This window comes from Neorhizobium sp. PAMB6630 (genome assembly GCF_058242775.1).
The window spans coordinates 1,361,863-1,377,351 of record NZ_CM177836.1; the positions used below are offsets into that span (position 1 = coordinate 1,361,863).

18 protein-coding genes are annotated in these 15,489 nt (G+C 58.4%); 14 read left to right on the top strand and 4 right to left on the bottom strand.

What is annotated here, in order from left to right:
- Positions 1–309: 309 nt before the first annotated feature.
- The 3 genes from AC4CWF_RS06440 to AC4CWF_RS06450 all read right to left on the bottom strand — a co-directional run bounded on the left by AC4CWF_RS06440 (position 310) and on the right by AC4CWF_RS06450 (position 3,935).
- The gene (locus AC4CWF_RS06440) at positions 310–2,145 is read right to left on the bottom strand and encodes a toll/interleukin-1 receptor domain-containing protein (RefSeq protein WP_491284295.1); all 1,836 of its coding nucleotides are present in this window, start codon (positions 2,143–2,145) and stop codon (positions 310–312) included.
- A gap of 435 nt (positions 2,146–2,580) precedes the next feature.
- On the bottom strand, positions 2,581–3,675 hold the full coding sequence (locus AC4CWF_RS06445) for a tyrosine-type recombinase/integrase (RefSeq protein ID WP_491284296.1): 1,095 nt from the start codon (positions 3,673–3,675) through the stop codon (positions 2,581–2,583).
- Positions 3,676–3,683: 8 nt separating this feature from the next.
- On the bottom strand, positions 3,684–3,935 hold the full coding sequence (locus AC4CWF_RS06450) for a hypothetical protein (protein ID WP_491284297.1): 252 nt from the start codon (positions 3,933–3,935) through the stop codon (positions 3,684–3,686).
- Positions 3,936–4,122: 187 nt separating this feature from the next.
- On the opposite strand from AC4CWF_RS06450, the gene AC4CWF_RS06455 reads away from it, so the two are divergent.
- Together AC4CWF_RS06455 and AC4CWF_RS06460 are read left to right on the top strand one after the other, a co-directional pair.
- Positions 4,123–4,524 (top strand): response regulator, encoded by a 402-nt coding sequence (locus AC4CWF_RS06455; protein ID WP_491284298.1) that lies wholly within the window; start codon positions 4,123–4,125, stop codon positions 4,522–4,524.
- Between the two features lie 476 nt (positions 4,525–5,000).
- Positions 5,001–5,267, top strand: a complete 267-nt coding sequence (locus tag AC4CWF_RS06460) for a hypothetical protein (RefSeq protein WP_491284299.1) — start codon at positions 5,001–5,003, stop codon at positions 5,265–5,267.
- Here AC4CWF_RS06460 and AC4CWF_RS06465 read toward each other — a convergent pair.
- A complete protein-coding gene (locus AC4CWF_RS06465; RefSeq protein ID WP_491284300.1) occupies positions 5,264–5,941 on the bottom strand; it encodes an XRE family transcriptional regulator in 678 nt (225 codons plus the stop codon). The genes AC4CWF_RS06460 and AC4CWF_RS06465 overlap by 4 nt on opposite strands.
- A gap of 83 nt (positions 5,942–6,024) precedes the next feature.
- Between AC4CWF_RS06465 and AC4CWF_RS06470 the strand changes: the two genes are divergently transcribed.
- The 12 genes from AC4CWF_RS06470 to AC4CWF_RS06525 all read left to right on the top strand — a co-directional run bounded on the left by AC4CWF_RS06470 (position 6,025) and on the right by AC4CWF_RS06525 (position 15,479).
- Positions 6,025–6,225, top strand: coding sequence for a transcriptional regulator (locus AC4CWF_RS06470; RefSeq protein ID WP_491284301.1), 201 nt, complete (start codon positions 6,025–6,027; stop codon positions 6,223–6,225).
- Between the two features lie 213 nt (positions 6,226–6,438).
- Entirely contained in the window at positions 6,439–6,936 is a 498-nt protein-coding gene (locus AC4CWF_RS06475; RefSeq protein ID WP_491284302.1) for a hypothetical protein, read from the top strand.
- On the top strand, positions 6,933–7,511 hold the full coding sequence (locus AC4CWF_RS06480) for a hypothetical protein (protein ID WP_491284303.1): 579 nt from the start codon (positions 6,933–6,935) through the stop codon (positions 7,509–7,511). The genes AC4CWF_RS06475 and AC4CWF_RS06480 overlap by 4 nt, the downstream gene beginning before the upstream one ends.
- On the top strand, positions 7,508–8,149 hold the full coding sequence (locus AC4CWF_RS06485) for a hypothetical protein (protein ID WP_491284304.1): 642 nt from the start codon (positions 7,508–7,510) through the stop codon (positions 8,147–8,149). Before AC4CWF_RS06480 ends, AC4CWF_RS06485 begins: the two co-directional genes overlap by 4 nt.
- Positions 8,146–8,439: a hypothetical protein gene (locus AC4CWF_RS06490; RefSeq protein WP_491284305.1), complete on the top strand. Its 294-nt coding sequence runs from the start codon at positions 8,146–8,148 to the stop codon at positions 8,437–8,439. The genes AC4CWF_RS06485 and AC4CWF_RS06490 overlap by 4 nt, the downstream gene beginning before the upstream one ends.
- Positions 8,439–9,722 (top strand): helix-turn-helix domain-containing protein, encoded by a 1,284-nt coding sequence (locus tag AC4CWF_RS06495; protein ID WP_491284306.1) that lies wholly within the window; start codon positions 8,439–8,441, stop codon positions 9,720–9,722. The genes AC4CWF_RS06490 and AC4CWF_RS06495 overlap by 1 nt, the downstream gene beginning before the upstream one ends.
- On the top strand, positions 9,709–10,365 hold the full coding sequence (gene nusG / locus AC4CWF_RS06500; protein ID WP_491284307.1) for a transcription termination/antitermination protein NusG: 657 nt from the start codon (positions 9,709–9,711) through the stop codon (positions 10,363–10,365). The genes AC4CWF_RS06495 and nusG overlap by 14 nt, the downstream gene beginning before the upstream one ends.
- A 232-nt stretch (positions 10,366–10,597) precedes the next feature.
- Positions 10,598–10,921, top strand: a complete 324-nt coding sequence (locus AC4CWF_RS06505; protein ID WP_491284308.1) for an HNH endonuclease — start codon at positions 10,598–10,600, stop codon at positions 10,919–10,921.
- A gap of 113 nt (positions 10,922–11,034) precedes the next feature.
- Positions 11,035–11,502 (top strand): P27 family phage terminase small subunit, encoded by a 468-nt coding sequence (locus tag AC4CWF_RS06510; protein WP_491284309.1) that lies wholly within the window; start codon positions 11,035–11,037, stop codon positions 11,500–11,502.
- Positions 11,486–13,303 carry a terminase large subunit gene (locus AC4CWF_RS06515; RefSeq protein WP_491284310.1) on the top strand — a complete coding sequence of 606 codons (1,818 nt, stop codon included), beginning with the start codon at positions 11,486–11,488 and terminating at the stop codon, positions 13,301–13,303. The genes AC4CWF_RS06510 and AC4CWF_RS06515 overlap by 17 nt, the downstream gene beginning before the upstream one ends.
- Complete coding sequence (locus AC4CWF_RS06520) at positions 13,303–14,616, top strand: phage portal protein (protein WP_491284311.1); 1,314 nt, start codon at positions 13,303–13,305, stop codon at positions 14,614–14,616. The genes AC4CWF_RS06515 and AC4CWF_RS06520 overlap by 1 nt, the downstream gene beginning before the upstream one ends.
- On the top strand, positions 14,613–15,479 hold the full coding sequence (locus AC4CWF_RS06525; RefSeq protein ID WP_491284312.1) for a head maturation protease, ClpP-related: 867 nt from the start codon (positions 14,613–14,615) through the stop codon (positions 15,477–15,479). The genes AC4CWF_RS06520 and AC4CWF_RS06525 overlap by 4 nt, the downstream gene beginning before the upstream one ends.
- Positions 15,480–15,489 lie beyond the last annotated feature (10 nt).

Genomic DNA, 15,489 nt, shown 5'->3' on the forward strand with positions numbered 1-15,489 from the left:
CGGTATAAGATGCTCTTCAAAGGGATTTCCAAAATGGTTTCAACACCCAAGCAAATTTCTACGCTCTTGCAGAAAAGACGTGCGGCTTGGCGGCGGAGTTCGGTCTTAGATTGTCTGCCGCGGACAGGAATTAATCATTAAAGGGGTCAGGCAACCGATCACCTACCGCGCAAAGCGATGAGAAATTATGAAATAGCGGCTGGGAGCAGTTCAGGGGAGTCGAAACGAATATTATAGAATTAATTACTGTCGGGGGTTAAGCAGTAAAACGTGGATTATTTTGGTGTTGCAGCCATGTTTTGTAATTCTTCATCCGAAAAACGCCCGTAGTATCTCATACAATTTTTTCATCTGAATGCTTAATACGGTTGCTGCTTCGGAAGAAGTAAATGCATTGACCGAAATTCCAAGCGCCAGGCTCTTTAACGATGAGCCCACGAAGCCCGCCAATGATGTGATGCTTTTTCGCAGCTTTTGTTGTTTTCGTTCTTCAGCGCTCGAACTGGATGCTGATATTTTGCGCGCATCATCGATCTCTACTACTAGATAATTTGCCGCTCGAACTGCGGTTCTATCAAACACTTCCTTCGCAGCGGCTCCCTCAAATACGTCTTCAGTAGCTTGCGTGAGGTTTTTTAGTGCCCCGTCCGTTAACGGCGTGGAATTGAGAAGCGGTGGAGGTAGCGGAGAATCTGCTGCACCTGGGATCGGCTGTATAGGCTGGATGCGAGGACGCATTGCTTCATGGTTTCGACAAAGCGTTTCCAAGCTATTTTCGGTATTTCCGGGCCAACTGATCTCGTCATCGAGATCCAAGTAGTACCGAAGATCGCCAATACTGTCTGACATCGCGTACCATGAGGCAGGGCGCGAACTCACTTGATCTATGTAATGCTGAACTTCGAGACGAACCCCTTCCCCGAGGTTGTTGTCAAGAACCTCCAGTGCCTTCAGGATTTTCCGAGCTTGTACTTCCTGCGCGTGAAGTCGTGCTTCCAGATCATCAGGGTCGGGGTAGGGAGGGGACGCGTTTGGAGGGCTATCCTTGGCCGTTATTCGATTATTTTCAATGATAGTAGCCATGGGAGCCGAAGCCGCTAACCGCCTGTCTATCTCCTCTGAGCTAGGCGGCGTCATCTTGTCTTCGATGGCTTGGATTAGATTGCGGACTCCTGGGTGATCAGCGGTGCCTGTCCATCCTCTCAGGTCTGCATATTGGGTCTCCAAAAAGCCATAAGGTAATTCGACATCGGCCAATTTGGCATGGACGAATTTTTCTTCACGCTGCGCGAACGAGGCCTCTTCGATAACTGCCTTCGACTTTACGCTGTTCTGTGTCCAGAGTGTCAGAATCACATCGGATGTCTGCAGTCTTTCCCGAATACGTCGCCGCCATTCTGTTCCAGGTCTTAGATCCTTGTCCCACCAACAACTTAGGCCGGAGTCTATCAGAGTGGACCGAAGCTTTTCTGCAATATCTGTATCGAGATTGGAGTACGAGATGAAAACAATTCCTGTGGAGGGCGAACCTGTCGTCAGGGAGCGATTATCGCCGGCGTCGTCTTTCCCGTCTTGTGAAGGCGGGGCCTCCCATGAACTCCAGTGGGAAGGATGCTTTAGATGGTACGGAAGAACAACTCCAGTATCGCCAACCATGTCATCGATCTGAGACTGTGCTAGTCCGTCTGCCCCCTCCAAACCGGTATTTTTTTCAGTAGCAGATTTTATATGTGCATCGAGAAGATTTGCACCCTCAAGATTTGCCTTACGGAAATAACCTGTCGTCAAGTCGACGCTGCGCAGATCCGCCCTGCGCATGTCGCAGCCATCAAAAAAGGTGTGGGTGAGGGACGTCCGCCGCAAGTTCGTTTTAATGAGAATTGCGCCTGACAATCTGGCAAAATCGAGATTTGCGTCGCTTAGATTGGTGCTGTGAAGATCAGCACCAAGAAGGCTTGCGTGGCTTAAGTCGCATCCCCGCATGCTGGCCTTAGCCAAAACAGCTCCTCGTAAGTTTATGCCTTGAAGGTCGAGCGCGGTAAGTTCTGCGCCCCGTAAATTCGGGATGAAATGGGTATGCTGTCGGCGCATGTTCCAGCTCGCAACACCCTCCAATAACCAGTCGAGATGCTTTCTGAGCGCCATTCCTTCTCCGTCGATGAACTATCTAACCTAAAAAATTTGTAAACTGCACACTTGTAGGCACTTTACTAATAAGCGTTACCACGCGGGAAAAGTGAAACAAGTGATGGAATTGTGATCCTATTCATTGCCCGCGAAGAAAGGCAATAAGATCACCCATTTCGAGCACCTTAAGATCCTCATTAGTAGCCGCCTCCCACGCGGTAAATTGGCAACGCAGTCCGCATCTCCGATCAGCTTGCGCGTAAGGTATCAACGGCTCAAGGCGGTGAGAACGTTCGCTGTAGTGTCCGTAAAATATCCTTATCATCAGGTGATCGGCAGGCTTTGCGATAAGCACCAGCCATCGGCGCTAGCGCCCGGCGCCAGAGATCTGTCGCCGGTCATGCTTAAGCTGTCTGCCCATGAATTGGCGGTCCGCAACGATCACGAAGCGAGCTAGCCGCGTGGCTTTTTGATCTGATATCTTCTTGTAACACGGCTCATGCCGTCCTTTGCCAAGCGCTCTTGCTCTGCAGCCCGGCTGTACAGTTCTGCATGGGAAATATCGTCGTGTCCGAGTGTTTCCATGAGCTGACGCGTCGAGGCGCCTGTTTCCGCCAGCATTTTCCCCAGGGTTTTACGCAGTCCGTGCATGGTGCAGCCAGAGGGCATACCAGCGCTTGCGGTCCAATCCCGCATGCGTCCAGTTAGGGATTTTTCCGAAAACTGTTTTCCATAGGCCGTGACGAGGACATACTCTGTAGATCTATCCAGCGGTTCCAGTATGTCGCGCAGCATTGGCGTGAGCGGGAGCACAAGCTGCTTCTCCCCCTTCTTTGTTTCAAAAGTCACGGTGTTCCGACGAAAGTCGAACCACGACCACTTCACGCGGGCTACGTCGGACCGACGGTTCCCAAGCCATAGGGCGAGGCCGTAGGCTGTCCGAGGAGTGGTGCCGATTGGCCAGCGCCTTTCGAACATTTCCCGCTCCGCGTCTGTCCAGGCGCGCCAGCCCTTGTATTCCGGCCGATAGCTGAGCTTCCAGGTGGGGTCGGTCTCGATCCATTCCTCGTCAAGCGCGACCGTGATCATCTTCCGAATCGTCACCAGTAGATGCTTCGCCTTGTGTGGTGTAGCGCTGAAGCGTGCCAGGATGTCTTTCACGTGCCGGCGCTTCATATCGCGGACGCGCATGTCCCCCCAGACGGTTGGGTCGTCTTCAATAATGGGCAGCGACAGAAAGACATCTGCTAGCTTGGCGTTCTTCATGTGGGTGGCTGGATCATAGCCAAGCCATTCCGGGGAGCGAAGTACCTTACGCCATGCTGCCTTGAAGCTTTCCGGCGGGGTGGCTCCAGGCATGGGAATGGGGGCAACCTTCCGAGGCTCCCGGCCTTCGACCGCAGCGAGATACCGCTCTTCAAACTCGGGCTCGCCCGGTTCCCCAAGTATCGATATGGTTTTCCCGGCACGGCGAAATCGCCAACGGATAGCGCCGTGGCGGTCTCGAAAACTTGAAAGATACGGTCGCTTGTCAAACTCGTTTGTCATTCCGCAATCTATGCGCGTCTGTCGCGGCGTGACAATAGTGCATCGATCGGGTTCCCGCCTTCATCCGGCAGATCGCTGAATGCTGCATCAAGCGCGATCCTGTCCCACAACACCCGGCCATCAATGCGTTTAGGCTTCGGCATGCGGCGATCGTTGACCATCTCGTCGAATTTTGTGCTGCCTACTCCGACGTACCGCGCCGCCTCTTCGCGGCTCAAGCCTCGTGGAGCGTAGGAGAGGGGATCAGCGCGCAGCGCCATTGTCTGTCTCCCAGTTGGCGATTGGACCCAAAGTAAAGTCTCCACCCGCCCTCGGTTGGGGCGTGGGTGAGAGGCCTGCGTCTGGATTTTGGATTGCTGCCTGCAGCTGAACCCTAGTCAGAGTGAAGAGCGGCACTACATGGAACGGTTTTGCTGCATTTGTGCGCGATTTATAGGGGTCATTTAAGTGGAAGCAGTCCCGAAACAGCTTATTCTTATTGCAGAGGACGAAACACTTATAGGTATTCTGCTCGTCGATACCTTGAGTGACGCGGGTTTCGAACCTGTTTTGGTCACGACAGCGCAGAAAGCGATATCCGAGCTGGAGTTGGACGCGGCGCGCTTTCGAGCTTTGCTCACGGACATTAGAATGCCAGGCAAAGACACTGGCTGGGATGTGGCGAGGCGAGCAAGAGAACTTGCGCCAATGATCCCGGTGATCTACATGACGGGTGACAGCGCTGAACAATGGCGAGCCCAAGGTGTACCGGGTAGTGTGCTGCTTCAAAAGCCATTTGCTCCTGCTCAGCTGGTGACGGCTCTCACCACTCTTATTAACGAAGCCGGTATGACGGGCATGTCTAACTAATTTAGTCATGCGGTTCACCCTCACATTCGTTGCGGGTGGTTGGGTTCTGCTGCCGTGCGCCTGGCTTGCCGGCGACGTGGCGTCGTCGTATGAGCGTGCCGAGGGATTGGCACGTGCTTGTGGCGACCGATCGGTAACGAGGCTGGGCGAATTTGGTGATAAGTCCGCCTCCCTCACGCTTGCTTGTGATGAGGGTGTTCGGGTAGGGCAGCAAGTCAAAAATGTGTTTTTGTTATTCATTCAGATCACCCTCACGGAAGTAGACCTCGGCGATGACGGCAGCAGGTCTTGAGAACCAACGCCACGCTAGCTTCTCCGAGCCGTTTCCAGGCTGGGAGTACGAGTGCCCCATTCTAGGGACTGCTGCTCACGGTAGCCATTTCCTACCTACAATGTCAACGACAATATGTAGGTAAAGCCTACGTCACAAAATGCTGGACTTCTCCTTTCGGATGAATGGTATATGAGAACGTATCATGAACAAGGAGATTGCTATGGCCACGTACTTTGTCGTTCAGACATTTCAGCAAGGGAACAAGGGCATGCTAATCCCTGACCAGGCGAGGCAGGCTCGTGATCTCAATCACTGCAAGATCCTGGCGGAGAGGATGGCCAAAACGAGCGCCAGCGTAGTGGCGTTTTCCCGCAATGGTGACCCGACCACCGGTGAGTGGGATGACGCTGTGGTTGTCGCAAAGCACGGTGACGTGCCTGCTGAGCTTTTGGAGATGGCTGCCGGTTAGCGGGCGTCGTAACGACCGACTACGCGATGGCAAATCGGCCATTCCTGCCGGAATTCAGTGAATTCTTTGAATGGATTCCATTGCTGCAGGTGCCATTCGCGGTCATTCCAGCCGTTGAGCTGCTTGATGATCGCTTCAACATCCCCGCCATGAGGCGGGGTATGGTAGAGGATAACGTTCTTTTCGCGAGACGGCGGAAGGTGAGGGTTTACCAGCGCCATGTCGCCTCCCCGGAATGCCGGAACCATCGAATCGCCTGCCACAAGCAGGCCGTAGCCACCGCGGACGCTTTCCAGTTCTGCCGGCCGTTTCACGTAATCCACAGCATCGAACGATACGATAACGTGTCCGTCTCCGCCTTGTGCGGCGGCATATACGGGCATCTTTTCAGGGCTGATAAGCTGTTGGCCTGGAATGATCCGGCTAACGGGTTTATCGGCTTGCTTGCCTGCTTTGGTAGGCTGTGGATCTTCTCCGGATCTGCTGAGTAGCCAGCTCTCCGTTACGCCTAGAAGCGTTGCAAGCTCCGGCAGTCGTTTGGCTTCGGGCTTTGTCTGGTCGGCTTCCCACTGGGTGATGTTCACGCGCGCTATGCCGAGGTGGGAGGCCACCTGCTGCTGCACGAGTCCTCGCGCCTTACGCGCGTATCGGATTCTTTCCCCAAGTGTTTTCATGCTACTGTTGTAGCCAATGCCTACCAAAATGCACCTACCAAGACGCTTGACATAAAATGTAGGTTTAAACTACCTTTGCGACCATGATTGAAATCGTTCGCAAAGGGGCCGAGCAGGCCGGTGGTGTAGTGTCCCTCGCTCGTGAGCTGGGGATCAAACACACGTCGCTTTATCGCTGGTCTCGCGTACCGGCAGCACGCGCCCTTGATTTCGAGCGGATCACGGGGATTTCCAGACACGATCTGCGACCGGATGTTTACGGGGTGAAAGCGATCCCCGAATGACCGCTCCCCCATCATCCCCTTCGCGCGGCCACTCCTCCCGGCCTGCTGCGACCCGCGCCGGTTCGATTGACTTGGTCTTTCCCGGCGCGGGTATTTTTCATTTTCCATGCGGGCCTCCTTTAGGGTCGTAACCGCTTCAATCTCACAATTTTGGTCACTTCCCACCATGGGAAAAACGCTGGGTCATTCCCGGCGTGGGAAAGGTTTTGTCTCATGATTTCAAACGCATGGTTTCACCGCATCAAGGCGGCCCAACGGGATCTTATCCGGCTGGTCGGCGGTATCGAGCGGGCAGCACAGGTGTCGTCGATCTCGAAGAGCCACATCGGCCGGATGAACAACGCCACCGACCCGGAGCTGATGCCGCTGCATGCGGTCTATGCGCTGGAAAGCGAATGCGGCGTGCCGGTGGTCACATCTGCGATGGCTGAGCTGAATGGCCGCCGCCTGTCGGACCCGGATAGTGAGCGGATTGTCGAGCAATGCGTTGTGGCGGCTTATTCCGACATGGTGCGCAAGGCCGGCGACCTGATCTCGGGCGGGGCGGTTGCGATCTCGGACATGGTGGTGACGCCGGCCGAGGCGACGAAGATGGATCGCGATGCGGCCGAGCTTGAGGCGGGCCTTGCGGAACTGCGCCGGGCACTTGCCGGGGTAAAGGCACGCGGCGGCCAGAAGCTGGGATTGAGCGTGGTCGGAGGTGGCCGATGAGCCGGGCCGCTTCATCGCAACTGGCAAACAGTCCCGCCCAGACCGCCCGCGACCAGGAGCGGGCACGACTGGCACGCTTGGCCGACATTGCCGAGCGTTGCGGGCGTGACCAGTGGTCGATCACCGCCGAGGCGCGGGAGATCCATATCACCACCAGGCGCTCCACCGGCGACGACGCCAAGCTTTGCACGATCCACGACGGCGCTCTTGCCGACGAAATCGAACTGATCAGCGGCGCGCTCGAACACGTGTGCCTGTTCCTGGCACTTCGCCAGCGCGCCGTCATCGCGTTCAACGAACTGCAGCGCCAATCCAAGCCCGAACCTCGGAAACTCAAGGCCGGCGACTTTGCCGCCAATGCCGCGATGCTCCTGGCAAAACCCGAGTTCCACCGCTTCCTCGAGCGCAAGGACGCCAGCCGGGTGATCCATACCAACGAACACGCCGACACGGTGCTGAAGGCGCTTTTGAGGATCACCAGCAAAAGCCAGCTGAACACTCAAGGACAGGCGCAAGGCGCCTTCATCCAGCTGCGGGCTGATTTTGAGACTTGGGTACAGCGGGGGTGCCGATGAGCATTCGCGTCTTTCCGGAAGTTTCCATCCCGTTCGGCACCAATCAGGCCACCAAGGCGATGCGCATCACCTGCGCTCACTGCGGTGGCCTTGCCTATTTCCCGGTTGCGACCGGGGTCAACACTGATGCGCCGGGTGCGGCGGTTCAACATTTTGAGAACAAGGGCTGGGTGGTCGGTGGCAATCCGCAGACGGATTTTTGCCGCAAGCATGCGACGCCCGCCAAACGCAAGGGACCCAAAACCATGACGACTTCAGCTGCGATGGCCGACAAGCCGCGCGAAATGGGCCGCGAGGATCGCCGCATCATCAACGACAAGCTCGATGAGGTCTATGGCCGCGATGCCTACCGGGCGCCGTGGACGGATGCAGCGGTTGCCAAGGATTTGGGCGTGCCCCGTGATTGGGTGGTGCAGGTGCGTGACCAGTTCTTTGGACCTGCCGGCTCCAACCCGCTCTATGACCAGTTCCTGGGCGAAACCGAACACCTGGAGAAAATCTTCCGGGCCTTTGCCGCGACGTGTGCGGCGGCCGAGCAGGCGACTGCCGCTCAACGCCAGGCGCATGCGGATCTGAGCAAGCAGATGGACGCCTATCGGGCGCTGGCGCGCAAGGTCGAGCGGGAGATCTGCCGATGAGTGATATCACGCCGATTTTGGAAATCCTGATGGATTGCCGGTCGGATGCCGAGCGGGCCGATTGGCTGCTGCGGGCGCCGAAGGGCATCCTGTTTCGGGACTACTGCACCATTCGCCGGATTTTGGCGGCGGCCCAGTTTGCGCGCGGCGTCGATGCGCTCGATGTCGAGTTTGCCGCGATCAACGCGACGCGCATGGCCGATGGCGAATTGCCGGCGGCCATCGTGTCGGGCGTCGAAACGGCGCGGTCATATCTTCGCGGCAAGGCTGAGACGGGAGGCGTGTGGTGATGGAACCCGATCACGGCGCAACGTCGCGCGCATGGTCATGGCGGCATGCGGTGGGCAAGTCTGGCCTGCCGCCGATCACGCGGCTGGTGCTGCACACGCTCGGCCTGAAGATGGATGCGACGGGTGGCTCCTGCTATCCGCCGATCTCCGAGCTTGTGGAGCTGACCGGCCTCGACAAGAAAACCGTGCTGAAGCACCTGGAGATCGCGGAAGGCGCCGGCTGGATCGAAGTCGGCCAGCACGGCTTTCGCGGGCAGAAATGGAAGCGCAACGAGTATGTGGCGCGCTGGCCTGGTCGTGACCTCACCGGCGAGCCGGCACCTTGTGACGGCCATGAAGGTGGTGGAGGAGTTCCACCACGTTCGAACACCTGCCGGACCCTTGAAGGTGGTGGAGCAGCTCCACCGCCTTGCGGGGGGAAGGTGGTGGAAATGGTTCGCGAAGGTGGTGGAAATGACGACCTGAAGGTGGTGGAGGAGCTCCACCAAGATAAGATACTTCCAGCTAACTATCCAAATAACTCTCCAACTGCCGGCCAAAATGCCGGCGCGGAGGAGGGAGCTTTGCGACGGGCTGATCGGAAGAGAAGCGAGCATGCGTTCACGCTGTGGTTTGCGACCTGGAGGAAGGGCGATGTGGATTTTGCTCGCAATGCCTGGTTTGCCCTTTCGCCAGAAGAGCGCGGCGAATGCATCGAACACACACCGGCCTATCTGCGCTTCGCCAAGCCTTCCGACCTGATGGCAGCGGCGGTTTATCTCAAAAACCGCCATTGGCGTGATCTGCCCGAACACCTGCTCGGCATCCCCGAAAAGACCCATGGCGTCGCAAAACCCTGCGGGAAGCTCTGGATGGGAACGCGGCTTGAGACGCTGTCGAAAGACCCGACAGGCCCGATCCACATCACGGCTTTTGACGAGACGCGGATTGCCAAGGGGATGATCTCCCGTGACCAGCTGATGCACGACAAGCGGCGCGACAATGGCTGGCCGCTGGTCAACGCCATGCGCGATCTTGCCCGCCGTCGCGAGCCCTTCACCACCTCGCTCGGTATCTTGCCACAGGTGGCGGACTTCCGCCCTGTTCACCGCGACAGTGCGGTGTTTGCGGCCTGGAAGGCGCTGCATGAGGCCCGCGGCTGGCCGTTCATCGAATACGCGCCGGAATGGGTCTATTTCCCCGCGGTCGATGCAGAGGCCGAGGATCTCACCGCCGCCGTCGAGGCAGCACTTGCCAGTTTCCTGTCATCCATTCGCGAGGGCCGCACCGATGATCCAGTTTAAGCCCAACCCCCTGGAGAACGACGTCTCGCCGAGCGGTCTGGTCAAACTCCAGCGCATTGCCGATCGCCAGGCCGGCCACAAGCGCTGGCTCGGCATGGCCGGCCGTCGCATTGCCGCCGTCTATCCCGACCATGCCCGCTGGATTTGCCTTCGGGTGATGACGGGTCGGGAGAAGGCTGTGGAGGCAGCGCTTGAGGCCCTCGATATCGAGGCGATGGTGCCGACGCGCAAGGGGCCGGAATATCGTCGTCGCGGCCGTGTCATTCCGCCGGCTGATATCCCTGTTCTCATCGGTTACACGCTGGTGCGCTGTGTGCCGTCAGCCACGGCGATGGCGGGTCTGAACACCGTCGAGCATGTCATCGGCGTGCTCGGTGGTTGGGAGGCGCCGGCCCCGATCAATGCCGAGTTCATCAAGCGCTACAGGCAAAAGGCGGAAAGCGGCGGGTATGATTATGATCGTCCTGGCCTTGCCGTTCGAAAGGGCCAGAAGGTGACGATTGCCGAGGGACCGTTCGGCGGGATTGAGGGGACTGTGGTGACAGCACCGTCGGGTACGATCGGGGATGCGGTGGTCGAATTCTCGATGATGGGCCGCACCGTTGCGATGGTCGTGCCTCTTGCAATCCTCGAATCTGTGTGACTATAAGCGACGACGGACACGCTGATGATCCTGAAGTGAGCCTCTGAACACGCAGTAACACGCGGGGAGAAATCCCGAGGTCGGTACACCGGTCAGCCCCCACCCTGACGCTCTCAGCTTCGAGAGACCGCTTCAGGGCCGGTGCGCAAGCTATGTCCAGATCCCATCTGTTGCGATCCAAACGGAATTCAAAAAGGCGATCCCTCGGGGTCGCTTTTTTCGTTTTAGGGTTATGCGCGATCAACGATCAGACAAGGCGAGGGCATGGCGGGGCTGGTATGGCCTGGCGCGCTGGCGCAAGACCCGCAAGCACCAGCTGACCATCGAGCCGCTGTGCCGCATGTGCCGGCTTCAGGGCAAGATCACCGTGGCCACCGTCTGCGACCACGTCGAGCGCCACAATGGCAACCCGCAAAAGTTCTGGGGCGGGCCATTCCAGTCGCTGTGTGCCACCCACCACGATGCGACGAAGCAGGCGGAAGAACATCGCGGTTTTTCCGTGGCAGCCGGTGCCGATGGCTGGCCGATCGATCCGCGTCACCCGGCGAACCGATGAGGGGGGCGGGTCAAAAGTCAAAAGCCCTCTTTGCCGCACACCGGCTCCCACCCTTTCTTCGCAGGGAGCGGGAATTGGAGGCAAAAAGCCACTGATTTGAGAGGGACTAATCCATGAAGGGCCGAAAGCCTTTGACCGAAAACGTTGTGCCGCTGACCGAAGACGAGGGGCGCGGCGTCAATTTTGAGGCGCGAGCGCTTCAGCGGGCGCGCGAGCTGAAGCCGGAGGGCCTGCCGTTTACGGTCTCTGTCATCTGGGACCGGCTTTCGCCGTCGTTGTGCGATCCGCGCAAGAACCGGCTGAACGACACGAATGTCTTCATGTTCGAACAGCTGTGCTGGACGGTCGAGCGCCATGAGCGGCTGCGGGTCGATATCCATGACAATGGCGAAACCTATGAAACCGAAACCCGCAACGGCAAGCAGCAGAAAAGCCGCCCGGAGGTCGGGCAGCTCAACGAGACATGGCGGCAGATCCGGGCGCTTGCCAGCGATTTTGGCATGACGCCATCGGCTGAACGCGGATTGCAGGCAGGCGGGCAACTTGGCTTCAGCTTCACAGACAATGAAGGGTTCGATTGACGTCGAGATCCCGGAAACTTCCTACGAAGACGATCCGGTGACTGCCTGGGCCGCTGACGTGCTTCGCGGTGTCGTCATTGCCGGACCGCATGTGCGCAACACCTGCCGGCGCCATCTGCTCGATCTTCGCGACGGCCCGGATCGTGGCCTCGTCTGGGATCTGGAAGAAGCCAAAAAGCGTATAAAATGGTTCCATGACAAGCTTCGCCTGAATGGTGGCCAGTTCGAGGGCCGGCCGTTCAAGCTGCATCCCAGCCAGGCGTTTCGTGTCGGTTCGCTGTTTGGCTGGAAATGGGCAGCAACTGGCCTTCGCCGGTTCCGTCGCTTTTATGACGAAGAGGGCAAGGGCAACGGCAAGTCACCGTTGCTTGCCGGTATCGGCATTGCGATGATGGTGGCAGACGGCGAGCCGCGCGCCGAGGTTTATGCCGCCGCTGCCAAAAAGGACCAGGCGCAGGTTCTCTTCCGAGACGCGGTTGCCATGCGCGACCAGTCGCCGGAACTGGCCAAACGCATCAAGCCCTCCGGCATCGATCCGGTCTGGCAGCTCACCTATATCAGCACCAAGGGCGACAAGCGGTTTTTTAAGCCGATCTCGTCAGACGCAGCGCAATCGGGTCCGCGTCCGTCCTGTGCGCTCTGCGATGAGGTGCATGAACATCCCAACCGCGACGTCATGGAAATGCTGGAGCGCGGTTTTAAATTCCGCCGGCAACCGCTCCTGGTCATGGCGACCAATTCCGGCTCCGACCGCAAATCGGTGTGCTGGGAAGAGCATGAACATGCAGTGAAGGTGGCAGCCGGCATTATCGAGGACGACACGACGCTGTCGTTTGTCTGTTCGCTGGATGAGGGCGACGATTGGGAACAGGATCCCGCGTGCTGGGTGAAGGCCAATCCGCTCCTCGATGTCACCGTCACCACGGAATATCTCGAAGGCGTCGTCAAGCAGGCGCGCCAGATGCCGGGCAAGCGCAACGGCATTGCCCGGCTGCACTTTTGCGAATGGACGCAATCGGTCAATGCCGCAATCAAGCGGGAGGCATGGGTCGCCTGTCGCAAGGACTTGGATCTCGCCGCGCTGATTGCCGGTGGCTATCCCTGCTATGGCGGGCTCGATCTGTCGCGAACGCGCGACTTTACCGCGTTCACACTGACTTGGGTTCTCGATGCCACAAAAGATGCCGAGCGGCTTGCGTCAAGGACATGGTTCTGGACGCCCGCGGATACGCTGAAGGATCGCGCCAATACCGACCAGGCGCCCTATGAGCTGTGGGTCGACCAGGAGCATATCGAGGCAGTGCCTGGCCAGCGGCTCAAATACTCGTGGCTCGCTGAAGCGATTGCACGGCTTTGCGCGATCTATGCGCCGCTCGAAATCGGTGGTGACCAATACGGGCTGGAACAGCTGCAGGAGCATCTGTCTGGCGATGGCGTGTCCCTGCCGATCACCATCCATCCGCAGGGCTTCCAGAAGCGGATCATCGACCGGGACAGAGACGCGCCAGAGGGCGAGCAGGAGCTTTATCTCTGGATGCCGCACAGCATCAACATGTTCGAAAACGCGCTTTACGAGCAGCGCATGGAGATCGATCCCAATCCGATGCTCGATCTTTGCGCGGCAAGTGTCGTCTACGCGGAAAACCGAACCGGCCACCGCATGTTCGACAAGGAAAACGCCTTTGGGCGTATCGACGGCATGGTCTCGACGGCGATGTCTGTGGGCATTGCTCTCTGCCGCCAACGTCCCGAGGAAAACCTCGACGACTTCCTCTCCAACCCCGTGATGGTAGGTCTTTGATGGCGAACAAGAAAAAACGAGGTCTTGCCTCCGCGCCATCCAACGTGACGCGCGAGGAGCTGGTTGCCAAGGAAAGGCGCTTGAGCCTGAAGGACAGCGCCGGATGGGCGGCCGCCTTTGGGACCAGCAATCATGCCGGCAAGACTGTGACGCTTAACACGGCCATGCAGCTTGCCACCGTCTGGGCCTGTGTGCGGCTGACAGCGCAGGCGGTGTCCTGCCTGCCTTTGTCGATCTACGAGAAGCGCGGCGACAATAGCCGGATAAAGGTCGAGGCCGACGACGCCCTGGTCGATGTCCTGTGCGAAAGCCCCAACGAAGATCAGACCCCGCTGGAATTTTGGGAAACCATGGTGGCGTGGCTGATGACGACGGGTAATGCCTATGCGGAAAAGGTCGAGATCGGCACGCGGCTGAGCGCGCTGCAGCCAATGCCCAGCACCCATTGCCACCCGTTCCGCGATGCCGAGGGCGTGCTGAAGTTCAACGTCATAGATCGCGGCAAAAGCGAAATCCTGCCACGGGAAAAGGTCTTTCACCTGAAAGGCTTTGGTTTTGGCGGTGATGTGGGCCTCTCTCCGATCCAGTTCGGGTCGCAGACGTTTGGGTCGGCGATCGCCATTGACGAGGCGGCCGGCCGGCTGTTTGGCAAGGGTTTGCAGGCCAGCGGCATCCTGTCGTCGGAAAAGATTCTTGATCCGAAACAGCGGGCAGATCTTGAAGGGATCATGAGCCGGTTCGTCGGCTCCTCCAATGCCGGCAAGCTGATGATCCTGGAAGCCGGTCTCAAATATGACCGTCTCTCGCTATCGCCTGTTGATGCGCAGATGCTGGAAAACCACCGCTTCTCGGTCGAGGAAATGTGCCGGTGGTTCGGCATGCCGCCCATCATCATCGGGCACGCCGCGCAAGGACAGACGATGTGGGGTTCGGGCGTCGAGCAGATCCTGCTTGCCTGGCTGACGCTGGGCATCGATCCGCTTTGTGATCGTATCGAGGCGCGGATCAAGAAGCAGCTCATCCGGCCAAGCGGCAATCGGCGTCGTTATGCCGAGTTCAACCGCGAGGCGCTGTTGCAGATGGACAGTGCCGCCAAGGCCTCATTCCTGTCGGTGATGACGCAAAACGGCCTGATGACGCGAAACGAAGGCCGGGCAAAGCTCAACCTTCCCCGTGTTGATGGCGGGGATGAGCTGACAGCACAGACAAACCTTGCGCCGCTTTCTGCGCTTGGGACCTCAAGTGATGGCAATACAGCCCGCGCGGCGATGCGCGCCTGGCTGCAAGGCGAAACAGACAAGGTGGCCGCATGACCCTTCGTATTCTCCCACATGCTGCCGTCGGCATTCGCCCTGGTCTGCATTCGAAAGTGACGGCACGCGCCTTCAGCAACTGGAACCCCGATATCCGCCAAGCCGCCGGCACGGCTGAGACCGTCGAAAACACGATCTCGGTTCTCGATGTAATCGGCAATGACGCCTGGGGTGAGGGGGTGACGGCCAAACGCATTGCCGGCGCCCTTCGCGCGATTGGCGACCGCGATGTCGTCGTCAACATCAACTCGCCCGGCGGCAATTATTTTGAGGGCCTGGCGATCTACAACACGCTTCGCGAACACAAGGCGAAAGTGACGGTGAAGATCCTGGGCGTTGCCGCCTCGGCCGCTTCTGTCATTGCGATGGCAGCCGATGAGGTGCAGATCGCCCGCGCCGGTTTCCTGATGATCCACAATGCCTGGGTCGTGGCTGAAGGCGACCGTCACCAGTTGCGCGAAGTCGCAGACTTCCTTGAACCGTTCGATGCGGCCGCCGTCGATATCTATGTGGCGCGATCGGGCATGGATGCCAAAGACGTCGCAAAAATGCTCGATCGGGAAACATGGATCGGCGGGGCAGAGGCCGTCGAAAAGGGTTTGGCCGATGCGCTTTTATCCTCCGATGAAATTGCCGCCTCGCCACAAAACTCGGCCGCTGCGAAAACGCGGGTCGCAGCCCACCGCGTTGATGATCTTCTTGCGCAATTGAACGTGCCGCGCTCCGAGCGGCGCGATCTGATTGCGGCTTTAAAAGGGGGCATGCCTGGCGCTGCCTCAACCGGCATGCACGACGCTGCCGTTCTGTCGGAGATCAACGATCTCCTCAAATCCACGCTCAACACCTTCAAAACGTCCGTCTAACAGACCGGAC

Bases quoted from the DNA above. Each gene is read 5' to 3' on its own strand.
- AC4CWF_RS06440 (WP_491284295.1), bottom strand. From the start codon at position 2,145: ATGGCGCTCAGAAAGCATCTCGACTGGTTATTGGAGGGTGTTGCGAGC.
- AC4CWF_RS06445 (WP_491284296.1), bottom strand. From the start codon at position 3,675: ATGACAAACGAGTTTGACAAGCGACCGTATCTTTCAAGTTTTCGAGAC.
- AC4CWF_RS06450 (WP_491284297.1), bottom strand. From the start codon at position 3,935: ATGGCGCTGCGCGCTGATCCCCTCTCCTACGCTCCACGAGGCTTGAGC.
- AC4CWF_RS06460 (WP_491284299.1), top strand. From the start codon at position 5,001: ATGAACAAGGAGATTGCTATGGCCACGTACTTTGTCGTTCAGACATTT.
- AC4CWF_RS06465 (WP_491284300.1), bottom strand. From the start codon at position 5,941: ATGAAAACACTTGGGGAAAGAATCCGATACGCGCGTAAGGCGCGAGGA.
- AC4CWF_RS06470 (WP_491284301.1), top strand. From the start codon at position 6,025: ATGATTGAAATCGTTCGCAAAGGGGCCGAGCAGGCCGGTGGTGTAGTG.
- AC4CWF_RS06475 (WP_491284302.1), top strand. From the start codon at position 6,439: ATGATTTCAAACGCATGGTTTCACCGCATCAAGGCGGCCCAACGGGAT.
- AC4CWF_RS06480 (WP_491284303.1), top strand. From the start codon at position 6,933: ATGAGCCGGGCCGCTTCATCGCAACTGGCAAACAGTCCCGCCCAGACC.
- AC4CWF_RS06485 (WP_491284304.1), top strand. From the start codon at position 7,508: ATGAGCATTCGCGTCTTTCCGGAAGTTTCCATCCCGTTCGGCACCAAT.
- AC4CWF_RS06490 (WP_491284305.1), top strand. From the start codon at position 8,146: ATGAGTGATATCACGCCGATTTTGGAAATCCTGATGGATTGCCGGTCG.
- AC4CWF_RS06495 (WP_491284306.1), top strand. From the start codon at position 8,439: ATGGAACCCGATCACGGCGCAACGTCGCGCGCATGGTCATGGCGGCAT.
- nusG (WP_491284307.1), top strand. From the start codon at position 9,709: ATGATCCAGTTTAAGCCCAACCCCCTGGAGAACGACGTCTCGCCGAGC.
- AC4CWF_RS06505 (WP_491284308.1), top strand. From the start codon at position 10,598: ATGCGCGATCAACGATCAGACAAGGCGAGGGCATGGCGGGGCTGGTAT.
- AC4CWF_RS06510 (WP_491284309.1), top strand. From the start codon at position 11,035: ATGAAGGGCCGAAAGCCTTTGACCGAAAACGTTGTGCCGCTGACCGAA.
- AC4CWF_RS06515 (WP_491284310.1), top strand. From the start codon at position 11,486: ATGAAGGGTTCGATTGACGTCGAGATCCCGGAAACTTCCTACGAAGAC.
- AC4CWF_RS06520 (WP_491284311.1), top strand. From the start codon at position 13,303: ATGGCGAACAAGAAAAAACGAGGTCTTGCCTCCGCGCCATCCAACGTG.
- AC4CWF_RS06525 (WP_491284312.1), top strand. From the start codon at position 14,613: ATGACCCTTCGTATTCTCCCACATGCTGCCGTCGGCATTCGCCCTGGT.